Genomic DNA, 16,275 nt, shown 5'->3' with positions numbered 1-16,275 from the left:
TATGCCTGAGTATAATTGGGATGAAAGACATATCATCACATTCCCTGAGGATAGCCTCATTTTATCAACTTCTGACCTACATGTTTATTACGGTCAGAATGAAGCTATCAAGGGAATTGATATGCCCTTTGAAAAAAATAAAATCACGGCCTTGATTGGACCTTCAGGGTGTGGGAAATCAACCTTTTTGAGAAGTTTGAATCGCATGAATGATACCATCGATATCGCCAAAGTCACTGGTAAAATCATGTATCAAGGCATTGACGTCAATGCCCCTGAGATCAATGTCTATGAAATGCGTAAGCATATCGGCATGGTCTTCCAGCGTCCTAACCCCTTTGCCAAATCGATTTATCGCAATATTACCTTTGCCCATGAGCGTGCGGGAATAAAAAACAAGAAGGTTTTAGATGAGATTGTGGAGACCTCTTTGAGGCAAGTTGGTTTGTGGGACAAGCTCAAAGATGATTTACACAAATCAGCTTTTACCCTATCTGGTGGACAACAACAGCGTCTTTGCATTGCTCGTGCCATTTCTGTCAAGCCAGATATCTTATTGATGGATGAACCGGCGTCAAACTTAGATCCTATTGCAACCATGCAACTGGAAGAAACCATGTTTGAGCTCAAGAAAAATTATTCGATCATTATCGTTACCCATAATATGCAACAAGCTGCACGTGCTAGCGATTATACAGCTTTCTTTTATCTTGGTGATTTGATTGAATATGATAAGACCAAAAACATTTTCCAAAATGCCAAACTACAATCTACCAGTGATTATGTTTCTGGTCGTTTCGGATAGGGAGGAAAGCCAATGACAGAACCTATTTTACAAGTGCGTGATGTGTCGGTATATTATGCCAAGAAAAAAGCGCTCAATAGTGTGTCGCTTGATATTTTCCCAAACCAAATTACGACGCTAATCGGTCCATCTGGGTCAGGGAAATCCACCTTACTTAGAGCGATTAACCGTATGGGAGATTTGAACCCAGAGTGGTCTTTGACCGGTTCTATTAGCTATAACGGTCACAACATTTACAGTCCTAGAACAGATACGGTTGATCTTCGTAAGGAAATCGGCATGGTGTTCCAACAACCTAATCCTTTTCCGATGTCTATTTATGAGAATGTTGTCTATGGTCTTCGTATCAAAGGGATCAAAGATAAAGATACTCTTGATGAAGCAGTGGAAAGATCCCTCAGAGGCGCTTTCATTTGGGATGAGGTCAAGGATCGCTTACATGATTCAGCTCTGGGTTTGTCTGGTGGACAGCAGCAGCGTGTTTGTGTGGCACGTGTTTTAGCGACTAGCCCTCGTATCATTCTCTTGGATGAGCCAACGTCTGCTCTAGACCCTATTTCTGCTGGAAAAATTGAAGAGACTTTATACGGACTAAAAAAAGATTATACCATGGTTGTTGTGACGCGTTCCATGCAGCAAGCGTCGCGTATTTCGGATCGGACAGGCTTTTTCCTTGATGGAAACCTGATTGAATTTGAAGATACTAAGACCATGTTTATGAGACCAAAACATAAAGAAACAGAAGAGTATATCACTGGTAAATTTGGTTAAACCAAATCAAAGAAAGAGGTAGCTGATGTTACGAACACAATTTGAAGAAGAATTAGATAAATTACACAATCAATTTTACGCCATGGGAACGGAAGTGCTAGCGCAAATTAATAAGAGCGTTCGTGCCTTTGTCAGTCATGATCGTGACCTCGCTCAAGAGGTTATTGATGAGGATGAAGTGGTTAACAACTACGAAACAAAACTTGAGAAAAAATCGCTTGAGATTATTGCCTTACAGCAACCAGTATCGCAAGATTTAAGAACGGTTATCACGGTCTTGAAAGCCTCAAATGATATTGAGCGTATGGGAGATCATGCATCGTCAATTGCCAAGGCAACCATTCGTATGAAGGGTGAAGAGCGTGTTCCTCAGGTCGAGGCAGAAATCAATAAGATGGGTAAAGCAGTAAAACACATGCTTGAGGATGCCCTAAACGCTTATATCACCGGTGATGAAGCTGCTGCTCGAGAAGTTGCCCTCAAAGATGAAGAAATAGATGCTTACTTTAAAACCATTCAGCATCATGCTGTTGAGAGTATTCGTGAAAATCCAGAGGCTGCTTTTGCAGGAAAAGAGTATTTTCAAGTGTTAATGTATTTAGAGCGCATTGGAGACTATGCTCGTAATATCTGTGAATGGGTAGTCTATCTCAAAACGGGTAAAATCATCGAATTGTAAGCCATTTAGTGATAGACTAATGGTTACTTGATTGGCGACATTTGCTGTGGCATGATAGCAATGATTTTCCACAATGTCTCTCCAGTGAGTATTGAAAACGAACTACAAGAATAAGGAGCTTTATGACAGTCGTAAAACGTTTAATTGAACAGTTTATTCCAGAAAATTACAATCTGTTTCTTGATGTGAATCGTGAGGATAAACGATTTTCAGGAAATGTTGCCATTACAGGGGAAGCCCTTGATCATCAGATTGCTTTTCACCAAAAAGATTTGCGTATTGAATCTGTAAAATTAGATAACGAAAATCTCTCTTTTGAGATGGATGAGCAAAATGAATGTCTTTTCATTGATTCGCCAGATACAGGGATGATGACACTGGTTATTGAATTTTCAGGTGAAATTACAGACAATATGACTGGGATTTACCCGTCTTATTACACCGAAAATGGCATCAAAAAAGAAGTGATTGCGACTCAATTTGAGAGTCACTTTGCACGCGAAGCCTTCCCTTGTATTGATGAGCCTGAAGCTAAGGCAACCTTTGATTTAGCATTAAAATTTGATCAAGCAGAAGGAGAAGTAGCATTTTCTAACATGCCTGAGTCAAATCCAGAACTTCGCCAAGAGACAGGTGTTTGGAGTTTTGAAACCACCCCACGCATGTCCTCTTACTTGTTGGCATTTGCTTTTGGAGATTTGCAAGGAAAAACACAAACCTCTAAAAATGGAACTGAAGTCGGTGTTTTCTCAACTAAAGCTCATCCTCTAAAATCACTTGACTTTGCCTTGAATATCGCGACACGTGTTATTGATTTTTATGAAGATTATTTTGGTGTTGCTTACCCGATTCCTTTGTCTTACCACCTTGCTCTTCCGGATTTTTCAGCTGGAGCAATGGAGAACTGGGGTCTTGTGACCTATCGTGAAGTTTATCTTTTAGTTGATGACAATTCAACCGTATCCAGTCGTCAGCAAGTTGCCTTGGTGATTGCTCATGAAATAGCTCATCAGTGGTTTGGCAATCTTGTTACCATGAAGTGGTGGGATGATTTGTGGCTAAACGAAAGTTTCGCCAACATGATGGAATATGTTGCCATTGATGCTATTGAGCCATCGTGGAAGATCTTTGATGATTTTCAAACAGGTGGTGTTCCTCATGCTCTTGAGCGTGACGCCACAGATGGTGTCCAGTCTGTCCATGTGGAAGTCAAGCATCCAGATGAGATTAACACCTTGTTTGATGCAGCGATTGTTTATGCTAAAGGTAGCCGCCTGATGCACATGTTGCGTCGTTGGCTTGGTAATGAAGCCTTTGCTGCTGGTCTCAAGGCATACTTTAAAAAGCATCAATACCAAAACACAGTTGGACAGGATTTATGGCGTGCCTTGTCAGAGGCTTCTGGCAAAGATGTGGCAAGTTTCATGCACTCCTGGTTGGAACAACCTGGTTACCCAGTTGTGACCCTATCTGTGAAGGATGATGACCTTGTCATTAGGCAAGACCAGTTCTTCATCGGAGAAGGTGAAGATCGTGGACGCTTATGGCAAATTCCTTTAAACACAAACTGGTCAGGCTTACCAGAGACCTTGACGGATAGAGAAGTGATCATTCCAGGTTATCGTCAATTGGCTGCTCAAAATCAAGGAGCATTACGATTAAACACTGAAAACACAGCTCACTATATTTCAAATTATCAAGGTCAGCTGCTTGAAGCTTTGTTAGATGAGCTAGCGACACTTGATGCGACCAGTCAATTACAAATGATTGCTGAGCGCCGCTTGTTGGCAGAGAGTGGTATTATCTCTTACGCTGATTTAGTTCCTTTGATTCAACGATTAAAAACAGCAGATGCTTACATGGTCATTGCTGCTATTAGCTCAGTTTTACAAGGATTTGATAAGTTTATTGACGACAATAGTCCTGAAGAGGCTGCTAAACATGACTTAACCCGTCAGATTTTTACAGATACCTTTGAGCGTCTTGGTTTCTTGCCTAAGGCTGGCGAATCTGATGAGGATGAAATGGTGCGACAAATAGTCTTGGATCATTTGATTGAAGCGAAAGATCAAAAAGTAATGGCAGAAGCCAGTCAACTATTTGAACAGTATCGTGAGGATTTAGCAACCATACCAGCGTCTATCCGAACAGCCTTATTGCTGAATGCCTTTAAAACAGCCGAAACGCCAGAACTCTTGGAAGAATACCGAGATTACTATGTCGCAACGACAGATGGTACCTTCAAACGTCAACTAGGAAAGGCTATGACAGCTACCAAGTCACCAAAAAACCTATCGTCTATTTTGACTTATCTTAAAGACAAAGATATCGTTAAGCCACAAGATTTGGCTGGCTGGTATGGTAATCTTTTGAGGCATGATTTTGCTCAAGAAACGACGTGGAACTGGGCTAAAGAGCATTGGGATTGGATTAAAACAACGCTTGGTGGTGACATGAGTTTTGATGCCTTTGTCACAATCCCATCTAGCTTATTTAGGTCAGAAAAAGCCTTGAAAGCCTATAAAGCTTTCTTTGAACCTCAGTTAGATGACATGGCTATTAGCCGTAATATTGCTATGGGGATCAGAGAAATTTCGGCTCGAGTTGATTTGATTAACCAAGAAAAAGCCGCCGTTTCAAACGCTCTTCTAGCGGATAAATCTGATGACACAAACTAAGTAAAAAAAGCTCAAAAACGAGTTGGCATCATAGCCATTTAGGCTTTTGCAGGCTCGTTTTGTCATTTGGATATCTTGCTTTAGGTTTGGTTAAGGCTGCTTTGTTAGACTAGATGATAGAGCAAGAGTTTATCAAAGGCTTATTCTTTTGATTTTCAAAAGTAATAGTGAGTCTTAGTTTTCAATGGATAACCATTAGGTATAATAAGGAAAAGGAGCAACCATGATAAAATTACTCTTAGTTGAAGATGATTTAAGTTTATCCAATTCTATTTTTGATTTTTTAGATGATTTTGCTGATGTCATGCAGGTCTTTGATGGTGATGAGGGGTTGTACGAGGCGGAATCAGGTGTTTATGACTTGATTTTATTGGATTTGATGCTCCCTGAAAAGAATGGTTTTCAAGTCTTAAAAGAGCTTAGAGAAAAAAAGATCACAACACCGGTTTTAATTATGACAGCCAAGGAAGGAATTGATGATAAGGGACATGGTTTTGAGTTAGGGGCGGATGATTACCTGACCAAACCTTTCTATCTTGAAGAGTTAAAAATGCGTATTCAAGCGCTCTTAAAACGTTCTGGAAAATTAACCAATCACATGATCCACTATGGCGATATGACTGTCGATACAAGCCTTAATCGTGTGACGGTTAATGGCCTTGAAGTGACATTATTAGGTAAAGAATTTGACTTACTCTTGTATTTTTTACAGAATCAAAACGTTATTTTGCCTAAAACACAAATTTTTGATCGGCTTTGGGGATTTGATAGTGATACGACTATCTCAGTTGTTGAAGTCTATGTTTCCAAAATTCGAAAAAAACTCAAAGGCAGTACCTTTGAGAAGCATTTACAAACCTTAAGAAGTGTTGGGTATATTTTAAAAGATGCGTCATTACATTAATCGCAAACGTCATTCGGATAACTTTAGTCCTTTTCGGCATTTCACAGCCGTTTTTACAGCTATTTTTTTGGTCATGACCATCATTATCATCCAAATCATGAAGTTAGGCCTTTATTCATCAACAGATAATCAATTAGAAAGAGCACAAGAGTCAGTCTCTGATTATATTGCTTTAACCATGTCAAGAAATGTTTCTTGGATCTCTGATGATGGTGGCTATACGATTACGATAGATCCTAGTAAATTGAAAGGGACTAATGACTTAGCTGCCTTAGATATGATTGTCTTTGACCATTTAGGCAATGTGCTCAATACGATTGATGTTTATTCCAAGTTTTCAAGTGTTAACCTAAATACCAAAAACCTGAATCGTATTGTGAAAGAGAGCCACCTCAATGCCTATGGTTATCCTGAACATTACCGTAGCTTGACTCTGAAAGTGACTGACCTCTCCTACCCTCAAGTGAGATATGTTAGTTTTTTGGTCAGCACTCGACAATTAGATGAAGTGTCTGAGCGCTATGTTAGGGTTTTGATAACCATTATGATCATTTTTTGGTTGATTTCGATTTTGACCAGTGTCTATCTGGCTAAGTGGAGCCGAAAGCCTATTATTGTCAGTTATGAGAAACAAAAATGTTTCGTTGAAAATGCCAGTCATGAATTGAGAACCCCTCTGGCTGTTTTGCAAAATCGCTTAGAAACACTTTTTAGAAAGCCAAATGATACCATCTTTGATCATAGTGAGAATATCGCAGCTAGCCTTGATGAGGTGAGGAATATGCGATTATTAACAACCAATCTATTGCATTTAGCAAGACGAGATGATGGCATAACTCCTAATATCGAAGATCTAGGGAGCGCTTTTTTTGAAGATGTTTTTAAAAACTACCAGATAATCGCTCAAGAAAATGGCAAGCACTTAGTCGTTTCCAATCAGCTCAAGCGTCCTGTAAAATCAGACAAAACCTTGATAAAGCAGTTGATGACCATCTTGGTTGATAATGCCTTAAAATACACTCAAGAAGAAGGGATGATTAGCCTTTCTGTTGACAATAAGGGTCGTCGTTTATTACTCAAAGTCTCTGACAATGGTCTAGGAATTTCAGATGAGGACAAATCAAAAATCTTTGACCGTTTTTACCGTGTTGATAAGGCAAGGACAAGACAATCTGGTGGTTTTGGCTTAGGGCTTGCTCTCGCCAAGCAAATCGTTGATGCCCTTGGTGGAGAAATATCGGTCAAAGACCACAAACCACAAGGAACGATCTTTGAAGTCTTATTGTAATGTCCATAAAAGCAAGTCAAAAGCTACTAAAAAAGAATGGGATTTTTCCCATTCTTTTTTAGTATAGATTAAGCAAGCTTTGCAGCAAGGCGTGCTTTATCACGACCAGCTTTGTTTGCATGAATCAAACCTTTTGATTTTGCTTTATCAATGCTTGAAGAAGCAGCACGGAAAAGCTCTTGCGTTGGATTAGCTTCAAAAGCCTTGATTGCAGTACGCATAGCTGATTTTTGAGCTGAGTTTTTTTCGTTACGTTTAACGTTAAGTTCAGCGCGTTTGATAGCTGATTTAATATTTGCCAAAGTATTCACCTCCATATTTACTAACTTACTTATTATAGCTGAAATTGATTATTTTGACAAGTCTTTGTCACTTTTTAAGGTAAATTTTATCAATTTTATGATCATAGGATTTGTGAAGAATGAGATCAACACGATTTCGTGAGGGTTGAATATGGTTCTTTAGATTGACCAGGTTGATGGTTTCCCAAGTATGCTTAGCAATCCCCAAAGCCTCTTTTGGTGGTAAATCGGTAAAGCGATGATAGTAGCTGGCCGGGTCTTTTTTAGCTAGCAATAGGAGCTTTGAAAAACGCTCTAAATACCAATGCTCGATGTGCTTTGCTTCTGCGTCAATGTAGATGGAAAAATCAAAGTAATCTGCCATATAAGGGCAGTTATGTTGAGGGTATTGAAAGACATTAATCCCTTCAATGATGAGTATATCTGGTGAGTCTAAAGACACAACCTCATCAGCTACAATATCATAACTCTTATGAGAATAAATGGGAACATTAACTGCTTTGCCATTCTTGATCTTATCCAAAAAATCCAGTAATCTTGGCATGTCATAAGACTCTGGAAAACCTTTACGATTTAAAATACCTTTGTCAATGAGGGTTTGATTTGGGTACAAAAAACCGTCAGTTGTTACCAGGTCAATCTGATCATCAGGCTGGCTACGTCTCAACAATTGTTGTAAAAGCTGACTGGTGGTTGATTTACCAACGGCGACAGACCCAGAAATCCCTATTATAAATGGGCGTTTCTGGTAGTAGGACCTTAGAAAAAAGTTTTTTGAAAGGGCTAGGTCATTAACATTTTTTTGATAAATCTTAATCAGGTTGATCAAGGGTAGGTAAATACCCTTGATCTCTTTGAGATCAAGCTGATTGCTTAAATGACTGAGAGTATCTAGTTCTTCAGAGGTGAGTAAAGGTGTCGTATGACGATGCAGCTGTTGCCAATCTTGACGTGAAATGCTTGTAAAATTGCTTAAATCATAAACCATAAATGAAACTCCTGCTTAGCATTATAACAATTATATTGAGAATTGAAAACCATTTCAAAAAACTAGAAGAAAAAGACCACTTATGGTAAAATAGTAATGTAAGAAGAGATAGAAAAGAGATCCAATGGCCAATATGTATTATGAGGAAAATCCTAGTAGCAGTCACGATATTCAAGAGTTACGAGTGACGCTTTTAGGAGAAACCTTCTATTTTAAGACGGATGCGGGGGTGTTCTCTAAAAAAATGATTGATTTTGGTAGTCAAGTCTTGCTCAACACCTTGGACTTTAAAGCCAAGGAAACCTTACTTGATATGGGTTGTGGCTACGGTCCACTAGGCATTTGCCTGGCAAGGGTTCAGGAGTTGCAAGTGACCATGGTTGATATTAACCATCGTGCCATCGACTTGGCAAAGGAGAATGCCCTAAACAATCAGGTTTCAGCTGACATTTACCAATCCAATCTTTATGAAAAGGTTCAAAAGACCTTTGATCATATCATTTCAAATCCGCCTATTCGTGCCGGAAAAGAGGTTGTTCATACCATATTAGAAGAGGCTTATGAGCATCTCAATACCGGTGGTGACTTAACCATTGTGATTCAAAAAAAGCAAGGAGCACCCAGTGCTAAAGCCAAAATGGCAACCGTCTTTGGCAATGTAGTCATTCTCAAGAAGGACAAGGGCTATTATATTTTAAGGAGCATCAAAACATGAGAGCAGTTGATTTAATTCAAAAAAAACGTGATGGCTTAGAACTCACTACTGACGAGATCCAATGGTTAATAGAGAGCTATGCTTCTGGAAAGGTCCCTGACTATCAGATGGCAGCATGGGCTATGGCTGTTTATTTTCAAGGCATGTCTACTCGTGAAACCAAGGATTTAACTATGGCAATGGTTGCGACAGGGGATCAGATTGACTTATCTGCTATCCAAGGCATTAAGACAGATAAGCACTCAACAGGTGGCGTTGGTGATAAGGTAACCCTTATCCTTGCACCTTTGGTGGCTAGCTTTGGTGTGCCCGTCGCAAAAATGAGTGGACGAGGTCTTGGTCATACTGGAGGAACACTAGATAAACTTGAAGCGATTAAGGGTTATCAGATAGAGCAAGCCCAAGATGCCTTTATCAAGCAGGTGCAAGCTATTGGTTTGTCAGTTATTGGACAATCCAATCAACTAGTCCCAGCAGATAAACTGCTCTATGCTCTTAGAGATGTGACCGCGACAGTTGATATTATTCCCTTGATTGCCAGCTCTGTTATGAGTAAGAAGATTGCAGCAGGGGCTGACGCTATTTTGTTGGATGTTACTGTCGGTCAGGGTGCTTTTATGAAAACCATCGAAGAGGCTGAGGAACTAGCTCAAACAATGGTTGATTTAGGCAAGGCGGTCGGTCGTCAAACGGTTGCCGTTATTACAGATATGAGTCAGCCGGTTGGGCAAGCTATCGGTAATCGCCTAGAAGTTTTAGAAGCAATTGCCATCATGAAGGGTCAAGCACGTGAGGATGTGACTCAGTTTATCTGTGAACTCGCACAAATCATGCTAGGATTAGCTGGTAAAGAAGAGGACTTAAAGACCATTCATGAACACTTGATCAAAGGTAAAGCTCTCGCCAAATTTGAAGCGATGGTTGAAGCTCAAGGTGGAGACTTATCTGATTTACACAGACCATCATCAGCTGAGTTTGTCACTGAAATCACAGCAGAAGAAGCTGGTTTTATCGAGGAACTTCCTGCTCTAGCATTTGGACTTTTTGCCATGAAATTCGGAGCAGGGCGATCAGTAAAAACCGATTCTCTTGACTATGAAAGCGGTATAGTGTTCGTGAAAAAAGTTGGTGATAGAGTTAACAAGGGTGAAATAATTGCAAAAATCTATTCAAACCAAAAATTAAACGATAATTTGCTTACAAATTTTAAAAAAAATGTTAAAATAGGAACAACTAAAAATCAACCTAAAGACATTATCAAAATTATATCTTAGGAGAAGCTTACTCATGACTTTAAATCAATTGATTGATCACACCTTGCTAAAGCCAGATAGTCGCCAAGAACAGGTTGATCAACTCATCGCAGAGGCGAAAGAATTCGCATTTGCTAGTGTTTGTGTTAATCCAACCTGGGTTAAGCATGCTAGCCAACAGTTACAAGGAACTGCTGTTAAAGTATGTACTGTTATTGGATTTCCCTTAGGAGCTAGCACTAGTGAAACTAAGGCTTTTGAAACAGCTAATGCTATTTTAAATGGTGCTGATGAAATTGATATGGTGATCAATGTTGGTGCTGCTAAAGACGGGCGTTTTGATGCGGTTGAGTCTGATATTGCTGCTGTTGTTGAAGCTAGTGGCGATAAATTAGTTAAGGTTATTATCGAGACTTGTCTTTTAACAGATGATGAAAAAATAAAAGCTTGCCAAGCAGCTGTCTCAGCAGGAGCTGATTTTGTCAAAACCTCGACGGGGTTTTCAACAGGAGGAGCAACGGTTGAGGACGTTCGTTTGATGCGTGAAACAGTTGGTCCAGATATAGGCGTTAAAGCCTCCGGTGGGGCACGTTCTCTCAAAGATGTTCAGCAGTTTGTCGCTGCAGGAGCTAGTCGAATTGGAACATCGTCAGGTGTTGCCATTGTTCAGGGAGAGTTAGTTGATGATGGAAACTATTGATCTGGTAGCTCTTGCTAAAGAAGCTAGTCAGCATGCTTACGTTCCTTATTCTAACTTTCCAGTAGGAGCTGCGGTGTTGACGAAAACAGGCCAGGTATTTCAAGGTTGTAATATCGAAAATGTTAGTTTTGGTTTATGTAATTGTGGTGAGCGCACAGCGCTATTTAAGGCTATTTCAGAAGGACATCGTGATTTTGTAGCCATAGCTGTCTATGCAGCAACTAAAAAGCCAATATCACCTTGCGGTGCTTGTCGACAAGTGATGAGCGAATTTTTCGATTCAACTGCAAAGGTCACATTAAGTTCACAAAATGGTGAGACAGTCGAGATGACAGTCGGAGAGTTACTTCCATACTCTTTCACAGATTTAACCTAAATCTGTTTGTTGTCTAACCTTATGGGGTTATTAGCTCGCAACCTAGTTGCAATATTTTTAGGAGGGTTCATAGAATGAACAAAAAAATTGTTGGTATTGGTTTAACATCAGTAGCTGTACTCACACTAGCTGCTTGTGGTAATCGTGGCAATTCAAAGGCTGGCAATGAAGAAGCTGGGCTTAAAGTTGCTATGGTAACTGATACTGGTGGCGTAGATGATAAATCCTTTAACCAGTCAGCTTGGGAAGGATTGCAAGCTTGGGGCAAAGAGAATGGCTTAGAAAAAGGAAAAGGCTTTGACTATTTCCAATCAAGTAGTGAGTCTGACTATGCCAACAACCTAGACACGGCGATTGCAAGTGGCTACAAACTGGTGTTTGGTATTGGATTTGCTTTACATGATGCTGTTGAAAAAGCAGCTCAAGATAACGCTGATACAAACTTTGTTATTATTGATGACGTTATTGAAGGTAAAGACAATGTTGTCAGTGCAACCTTTGCAGATAATGAGGCTGCTTATTTAGCAGGTATTGCTGCAGCCAAAACCACTAAAACTAAAAAAGTTGGCTTTGTAGGTGGTATGGAGTCTGATGTTATCACTCGTTTTGAAAAAGGCTTTGAAGCAGGTGTTAAATCAGTTGATGACTCAATCGAAATTAAAGTTGATTACGCTGGATCTTTTGGTGATGCTGCTAAAGGAAAAACAATAGCAGCTGCACAGTACGCCGCAGGTGCTGATATTGTATATCAAGTTGCTGGAGGAACAGGTGTCGGTGTCTTCAGTGAAGCTAAATCACTTAACGAAGGTAAGAATGAGTCTGAAAAAGTTTGGGTTATTGGTGTAGACCGTGACCAAAAAGACGAAGGTACATACACTTCAAAAGATGGTAAAGACTCAAACTTTGTCTTAGCATCAACGCTTAAAGAAGTTGGTAAAACCCTAAAACTCATCTCAACACAGGCTAAAGACAACAAATTCCCTGGAGGTAATATCACTGTTTATGGTCTTAAAGATGGTGGTGTTGACATTGCTACAACCAATGTTGATGAGGAAACCATCAAAGAAATTGAAACAGCAAAAGAAAAAATCAAATCAGGTGATATTAAAGTCCCTAACAAATAACGCATGAAAAGGTCGACCCTGGTCGGTCGCCTTTTTTTGAACTGAGATACTTATATCTCAGTAAAGTTCATCAGTCAATCACTTGGTGAATTTTAGTGAAATATAACTGCCATCGAAAGGAAAGTCCTTATGACACAAAATGTCATTGAAATGAGAGAGATTACCAAGGTGTTTGGTGATTTTGTCGCAAATGATAAGATTAACTTAAATTTGCAAAAAGGTGAAATTCATGCCCTTTTAGGGGAAAATGGAGCAGGAAAATCAACATTGATGAATATGTTGGCAGGTCTTTTAGAACCCACAAGTGGTGACATTATGGTCAATGGACAGTCAGTGTCTATTGATTCTCCTTCCAAGTCGTCACAACTAGGTATCGGGATGGTTCACCAACATTTTATGCTCGTTGAAGCCTTTACTGTTGCTGAAAATATTATTTTAGGAAATGAGATAACCTCAGGACTAAGGCTTGACACCAAAAAAGCTCATGAAGAAATCATGAGCCTCTCCCAAAAGTATGGTCTAGCTGTTAATCCTCAAGCCAAAGTAGCTGATATTTCTGTTGGTGCTCAGCAGCGTGTTGAAATCCTAAAAACCTTATACCGTGGTGCTGATATTCTAATCTTTGATGAGCCTACAGCGGTATTAACACCGGCCGAAATTGCTGAACTCATGACGATTATGAAAAATCTAGCTAAGGAAGGCAAATCCATCATTTTAATTACCCATAAGTTAGATGAAATTCGTGCAGTGGCTGATCGGGTGACGGTTATTCGACGTGGAAAAAGCATTGAAACCGTTGAGGTTGGCAATGCAACGTCCCAAGAATTAGCTGAAATGATGGTTGGACGCTCAGTTTCCTTCAAAACACAAAAGAAAGCTGCTAAGCCAAGTGATCTTATCCTATCCATTAAACATCTTGTAGTTGATGAAAACCGTGGCATTCCTGCTGTCAAAGACCTCTCCTTGGACGTTCATGCGGGAGAAATTGTTGGTATTGCTGGTATTGATGGTAATGGTCAAAGTGAGTTGATTCAGGCCATTACAGGTCTGCGCAAAGTAAAATCTGGTCAGATCACGATTAAAGGTCAGGATGTAACCAAACTGTCATCACGTCAAATCACAGAGTTAAGTGTTGGTCATGTCCCTGAGGATCGTCATAGAGATGGCTTGGTTTTAGAGATGACAATCGCTGAAAATATGGCTCTACAAACTTACTATAAAGAGCCATTAAGTCAAAAGGGCATGTTGAATTACAGTAACATAAACGATTATGCACGACAACTAATGACGGAATTTGATGTTCGTGGTGCTAATGAGCTAGTGCCGGCCAAAGGATTTTCAGGAGGAAATCAACAAAAAGCCATTATTGCTCGTGAAGTCGATCGTGATCCAGACCTTTTGATTGTTAGTCAACCGACACGTGGTCTTGATGTTGGTGCCATTGAATACATTCATAAACGTTTGATTATGGAACGTGATAATGGCAAAGCGATTTTGGTTGTGAGTTTTGAATTAGATGAGATTCTTAATCTTTCAGATCGTATCGCTGTTATTCATGATGGTAAAATCCAAGGAATTGTCACACCAGATACAACCAATAAGCAAGAATTAGGTATCCTTATGGCTGGTGGCTTGATAGAGAAGGAGGGGAGTCATGCCTAAACAACTAAAAGACATCGCTGTTCCAATAATATCTGTGGTTTTAGGCTTGGTATTAGGGGCTTTGATCATGCTGGCTTTTGGCTATGATCCTATTTGGGGATACGAAGGCCTGTTTCAAGTCGCATTTGGCAGCGTCAAAAACATTGGTGAAATTCTTCGAGCAATGGGGCCTCTAATCCTCCTGGCTCTTGGTTTCACTGTCGCTAGCCGAGCAGGATTTTTCAATATTGGCTTACCTGGTCAAGCCTACGCCGGCTGGATTATGGCAGGTTGGTTTGCCTTGACAAATCCTGATCTACCTCGTCCAGTGATGATCTTGATGACCGTATTGATTGCGGCAGTTTCTGGTGGTATTGTTGGAGCGATACCAGGCTTTCTACGTGCCTTTTTAGGAACGAGTGAGGTCATTGTCACCATCATGATGAATTATATCATCCTTTTTGCTGGAAATGCTGTGATACAACATGCTTTTCCAAAGGCAATCATGCGCACAACAGACTCCTCTATCTACGTCAGTCAAAATGCAACCTACCAGTCTGAATGGCTAGGCACTTTAACCAACAATTCGCGTTTAAATATCGGTATCTTTTTTGCCCTTATAGCAGTCCTTATTATTTGGTTCTTGCTCAAGCAAACCACACTTGGCTTTGAGATTCGCTCGGTCGGTTTAAACCCTTATGCTAGTGAATACGCTGGCATGTCAGCCAAACGAACGATTATATTATCCATGATTATCTCAGGGGCATTAGCTGGTCTTGGAGGAGTGGTTGAAGGACTAGGAACCTTTGAGAATGTTTATGTCCAAAGTTCCTCATTGGCTATTGGTTTTGATGGTATGGCAGTCAGTTTATTAGCCTCAAATCATCCTATTGGTATTATCTTTGCAGCATTTTTATTTGCTGTTCTTAATGTCGGAGCGCCAGGGATGAACATTGCGGGTATCCCACCAGAATTGGTGAAAATTGTGACGGCTTCTATTATTTTCTTTGTAGGAGCACACTATCTAATCGAACGATTGATAAAGCCTAAAAAACAAGTGAAAGGGGATCGTTAATCATGAGTTTAATGACGATTTTAACCTTATTAGTGAGTTCCATGCTGATTTATGCAAGCCCTCTCATCTTGACCAGTATCGGTGGTACCTTCTCTGAACGTTCAGGCATTGTCAATGTTGGTTTAGAGGGTATCATGGTTATGGGAGCTTTTGCAGGTATCATCTTCAATTTAAGTTTTTCAGATGTCTTAGGTGACGCAACGCCTTGGATTGCAACCTTGGTTGGTGGTCTGGTTGGGATCGTATTTTCATTGCTCCATGCGATAGCAACTGTAAACCTTCGTGCTGACCATATTGTCAGTGGTACGGTACTTAATTTGATGGCTCCTGCCCTATCAGTCTTTCTGGTCAAAGCTTTTTATGGAAAAGGTCAGACGGATAATATTCAAGAAGCCTTTGGAAAATTTGACTTTCCAGTCTTGTCACAGATTCCCATATTAGGCGATATTTTTTTCAAGGGAACAAGCCTAGTTGCTTATGTTGCCATTGCCATCTCATTTTTATCATGGTATGTTCTCTATAAAACCACATTTGGTCTGCGTCTACGCTCAGTCGGGGAACATCCTCAAGCAGCAGATACTCTGGGAATCAATGTTTATCGTATGAGATATTATGGTGTTATGATTTCTGGTTTTCTAGGTGGTATGGGAGGGGCAGTCTATGCTCAGTCTATTTCCGTTAACTTTGCAGCCTCTACTATCTTAGGCCCTGGCTTTATCGCCTTGGCAGCGATGATTTTTGGGAAATGGAACCCTATGGGAGCTATGTTGTCAAGCCTCTTCTTTGGCATATCTCAAAGTCTAGCAGTTATTGGTAATCAATTACCATTGTTATCAAAGATTCCAACTGTTTATCTCCAAATGGCACCTTATGTATTGACCATCATTGTCTTAGCGGTTTTCTTTGGACAAGCAGTGGGACCAAAAGCAGCTGGAAAAAATTACATTAAATCCAAATAAACATTCAAAAGAAGCAA

The 16,275-nt window shown here is 40.0% G+C and carries 16 protein-coding genes; 14 read left to right on the top strand and 2 right to left on the bottom strand.

All coding sequences use genetic code 11. From position 1 onward, the window contains the following. Position 1: 1 nt before the first annotated feature. The 6 genes from pstB (ACMZ6Z_RS04705) (at position 2) to ACMZ6Z_RS04680 (ending at position 7,125) form a co-directional block, all read left to right on the top strand. The gene (gene pstB, locus ACMZ6Z_RS04705; RefSeq protein ID WP_416131448.1) at positions 2-805 is read left to right on the top strand and encodes a phosphate ABC transporter ATP-binding protein PstB; all 804 of its coding nucleotides are present in this window, start codon (positions 2-4) and stop codon (positions 803-805) included. A gap of 12 nt (positions 806-817) precedes the next feature. Further along, a complete protein-coding gene (pstB, locus tag ACMZ6Z_RS04700; protein WP_416131447.1) occupies positions 818-1,576 on the top strand; it encodes a phosphate ABC transporter ATP-binding protein PstB in 759 nt (252 codons plus the stop codon). 25 nt (positions 1,577-1,601) lie between these two features. Beyond that, positions 1,602-2,255 (top strand): phosphate signaling complex protein PhoU, encoded by a 654-nt coding sequence (gene phoU / locus ACMZ6Z_RS04695; RefSeq protein WP_416131446.1) that lies wholly within the window; start codon positions 1,602-1,604, stop codon positions 2,253-2,255. Positions 2,256-2,377: 122 nt separating this feature from the next. Beyond that, entirely contained in the window at positions 2,378-4,933 is a 2,556-nt protein-coding gene (locus ACMZ6Z_RS04690; RefSeq protein ID WP_416131445.1) for a M1 family metallopeptidase, read from the top strand. Positions 4,934-5,156: 223 nt separating this feature from the next. After that, on the top strand, positions 5,157-5,837 hold the full coding sequence (locus tag ACMZ6Z_RS04685) for a response regulator transcription factor (RefSeq protein WP_416131444.1): 681 nt from the start codon (positions 5,157-5,159) through the stop codon (positions 5,835-5,837). Further along, positions 5,821-7,125 (top strand): sensor histidine kinase, encoded by a 1,305-nt coding sequence (locus ACMZ6Z_RS04680; protein WP_416131443.1) that lies wholly within the window; start codon positions 5,821-5,823, stop codon positions 7,123-7,125. The genes ACMZ6Z_RS04685 and ACMZ6Z_RS04680 overlap by 17 nt, the downstream gene beginning before the upstream one ends. A gap of 68 nt (positions 7,126-7,193) precedes the next feature. Here ACMZ6Z_RS04680 and rpsT read toward each other — a convergent pair whose 3' ends face one another. Both rpsT and coaA read right to left on the bottom strand, forming a co-directional pair. Further along, positions 7,194-7,442, bottom strand: coding sequence for a 30S ribosomal protein S20 (gene rpsT / locus ACMZ6Z_RS04675; RefSeq protein WP_416131442.1), 249 nt, complete (start codon positions 7,440-7,442; stop codon positions 7,194-7,196). 52 nt (positions 7,443-7,494) lie between these two features. Next, entirely contained in the window at positions 7,495-8,415 is a 921-nt protein-coding gene (gene coaA / locus ACMZ6Z_RS04670; RefSeq protein WP_416131441.1) for a type I pantothenate kinase, read from the bottom strand. A gap of 124 nt (positions 8,416-8,539) precedes the next feature. On the opposite strand from coaA, the gene ACMZ6Z_RS04665 reads away from it, so the two are divergent. The 8 genes from ACMZ6Z_RS04665 to ACMZ6Z_RS04630 all read left to right on the top strand — a co-directional run bounded on the left by ACMZ6Z_RS04665 (position 8,540) and on the right by ACMZ6Z_RS04630 (position 16,258). Further along, positions 8,540-9,130 carry a class I SAM-dependent methyltransferase gene (locus tag ACMZ6Z_RS04665; protein WP_416131440.1) on the top strand — a complete coding sequence of 197 codons (591 nt, stop codon included), beginning with the start codon at positions 8,540-8,542 and terminating at the stop codon, positions 9,128-9,130. Further along, the gene (locus ACMZ6Z_RS04660; protein ID WP_416131439.1) at positions 9,127-10,404 is read left to right on the top strand and encodes a pyrimidine-nucleoside phosphorylase; all 1,278 of its coding nucleotides are present in this window, start codon (positions 9,127-9,129) and stop codon (positions 10,402-10,404) included. Before ACMZ6Z_RS04665 ends, ACMZ6Z_RS04660 begins: the two co-directional genes overlap by 4 nt. Positions 10,405-10,417: 13 nt before the next feature. Then, the gene (gene deoC, locus ACMZ6Z_RS04655) at positions 10,418-11,083 is read left to right on the top strand and encodes a deoxyribose-phosphate aldolase (RefSeq protein WP_416131438.1); all 666 of its coding nucleotides are present in this window, start codon (positions 10,418-10,420) and stop codon (positions 11,081-11,083) included. Next, the gene (locus ACMZ6Z_RS04650) at positions 11,070-11,459 is read left to right on the top strand and encodes a cytidine deaminase (RefSeq protein ID WP_416131469.1); all 390 of its coding nucleotides are present in this window, start codon (positions 11,070-11,072) and stop codon (positions 11,457-11,459) included. Before deoC ends, ACMZ6Z_RS04650 begins: the two co-directional genes overlap by 14 nt. Before the next feature lie 74 nt (positions 11,460-11,533). Beyond that, a complete protein-coding gene (locus ACMZ6Z_RS04645) occupies positions 11,534-12,583 on the top strand; it encodes a BMP family lipoprotein (protein WP_416131437.1) in 1,050 nt (349 codons plus the stop codon). A 129-nt stretch (positions 12,584-12,712) separates the two neighbouring features. Continuing rightward, on the top strand, positions 12,713-14,245 hold the full coding sequence (locus ACMZ6Z_RS04640; protein WP_416131436.1) for an ABC transporter ATP-binding protein: 1,533 nt from the start codon (positions 12,713-12,715) through the stop codon (positions 14,243-14,245). Then, positions 14,238-15,299 carry an ABC transporter permease gene (locus tag ACMZ6Z_RS04635; RefSeq protein ID WP_416131435.1) on the top strand — a complete coding sequence of 354 codons (1,062 nt, stop codon included), beginning with the start codon at positions 14,238-14,240 and terminating at the stop codon, positions 15,297-15,299. The genes ACMZ6Z_RS04640 and ACMZ6Z_RS04635 overlap by 8 nt, the downstream gene beginning before the upstream one ends. A 2-nt stretch (positions 15,300-15,301) precedes the next feature. Further along, positions 15,302-16,258: an ABC transporter permease gene (locus ACMZ6Z_RS04630; protein ID WP_416131434.1), complete on the top strand. Its 957-nt coding sequence runs from the start codon at positions 15,302-15,304 to the stop codon at positions 16,256-16,258. The last annotated feature ends 17 nt before the right edge of the window (positions 16,259-16,275 follow it).

This window comes from Streptococcus pluranimalium, assembly GCF_047785705.1.
Classification (GTDB): Bacteria; Bacillota; Bacilli; order Lactobacillales; family Streptococcaceae; genus Streptococcus; species Streptococcus pluranimalium_A.
Note: the sequence above shows the minus strand (reverse complement) of the source record. Positions and strands in the feature narration are given on the sequence as shown.

Coding starts and splice junctions, on each gene's coding strand:
- ACMZ6Z_RS04660 (WP_416131439.1), top strand. CDS start 9,127: ATGAGAGCAGTTGATTTAATTCAAAAAAAACGTGATGGCTTAGAACTC.
- pstB (WP_416131448.1), top strand. CDS start 2: ATGCCTGAGTATAATTGGGATGAAAGACATATCATCACATTCCCTGAG.
- pstB (WP_416131447.1), top strand. CDS start 818: ATGACAGAACCTATTTTACAAGTGCGTGATGTGTCGGTATATTATGCC.
- ACMZ6Z_RS04665 (WP_416131440.1), top strand. CDS start 8,540: ATGGCCAATATGTATTATGAGGAAAATCCTAGTAGCAGTCACGATATT.
- deoC (WP_416131438.1), top strand. CDS start 10,418: ATGACTTTAAATCAATTGATTGATCACACCTTGCTAAAGCCAGATAGT.
- phoU (WP_416131446.1), top strand. CDS start 1,602: ATGTTACGAACACAATTTGAAGAAGAATTAGATAAATTACACAATCAA.
- coaA (WP_416131441.1), bottom strand. CDS start 8,415: ATGGTTTATGATTTAAGCAATTTTACAAGCATTTCACGTCAAGATTGG.
- ACMZ6Z_RS04690 (WP_416131445.1), top strand. CDS start 2,378: ATGACAGTCGTAAAACGTTTAATTGAACAGTTTATTCCAGAAAATTAC.
- rpsT (WP_416131442.1), bottom strand. CDS start 7,442: ATGGAGGTGAATACTTTGGCAAATATTAAATCAGCTATCAAACGCGCT.
- ACMZ6Z_RS04635 (WP_416131435.1), top strand. CDS start 14,238: ATGCCTAAACAACTAAAAGACATCGCTGTTCCAATAATATCTGTGGTT.
- ACMZ6Z_RS04630 (WP_416131434.1), top strand. CDS start 15,302: ATGAGTTTAATGACGATTTTAACCTTATTAGTGAGTTCCATGCTGATT.
- ACMZ6Z_RS04650 (WP_416131469.1), top strand. CDS start 11,070: ATGGAAACTATTGATCTGGTAGCTCTTGCTAAAGAAGCTAGTCAGCAT.
- ACMZ6Z_RS04640 (WP_416131436.1), top strand. CDS start 12,713: ATGACACAAAATGTCATTGAAATGAGAGAGATTACCAAGGTGTTTGGT.
- ACMZ6Z_RS04685 (WP_416131444.1), top strand. CDS start 5,157: ATGATAAAATTACTCTTAGTTGAAGATGATTTAAGTTTATCCAATTCT.
- ACMZ6Z_RS04645 (WP_416131437.1), top strand. CDS start 11,534: ATGAACAAAAAAATTGTTGGTATTGGTTTAACATCAGTAGCTGTACTC.
- ACMZ6Z_RS04680 (WP_416131443.1), top strand. CDS start 5,821: ATGCGTCATTACATTAATCGCAAACGTCATTCGGATAACTTTAGTCCT.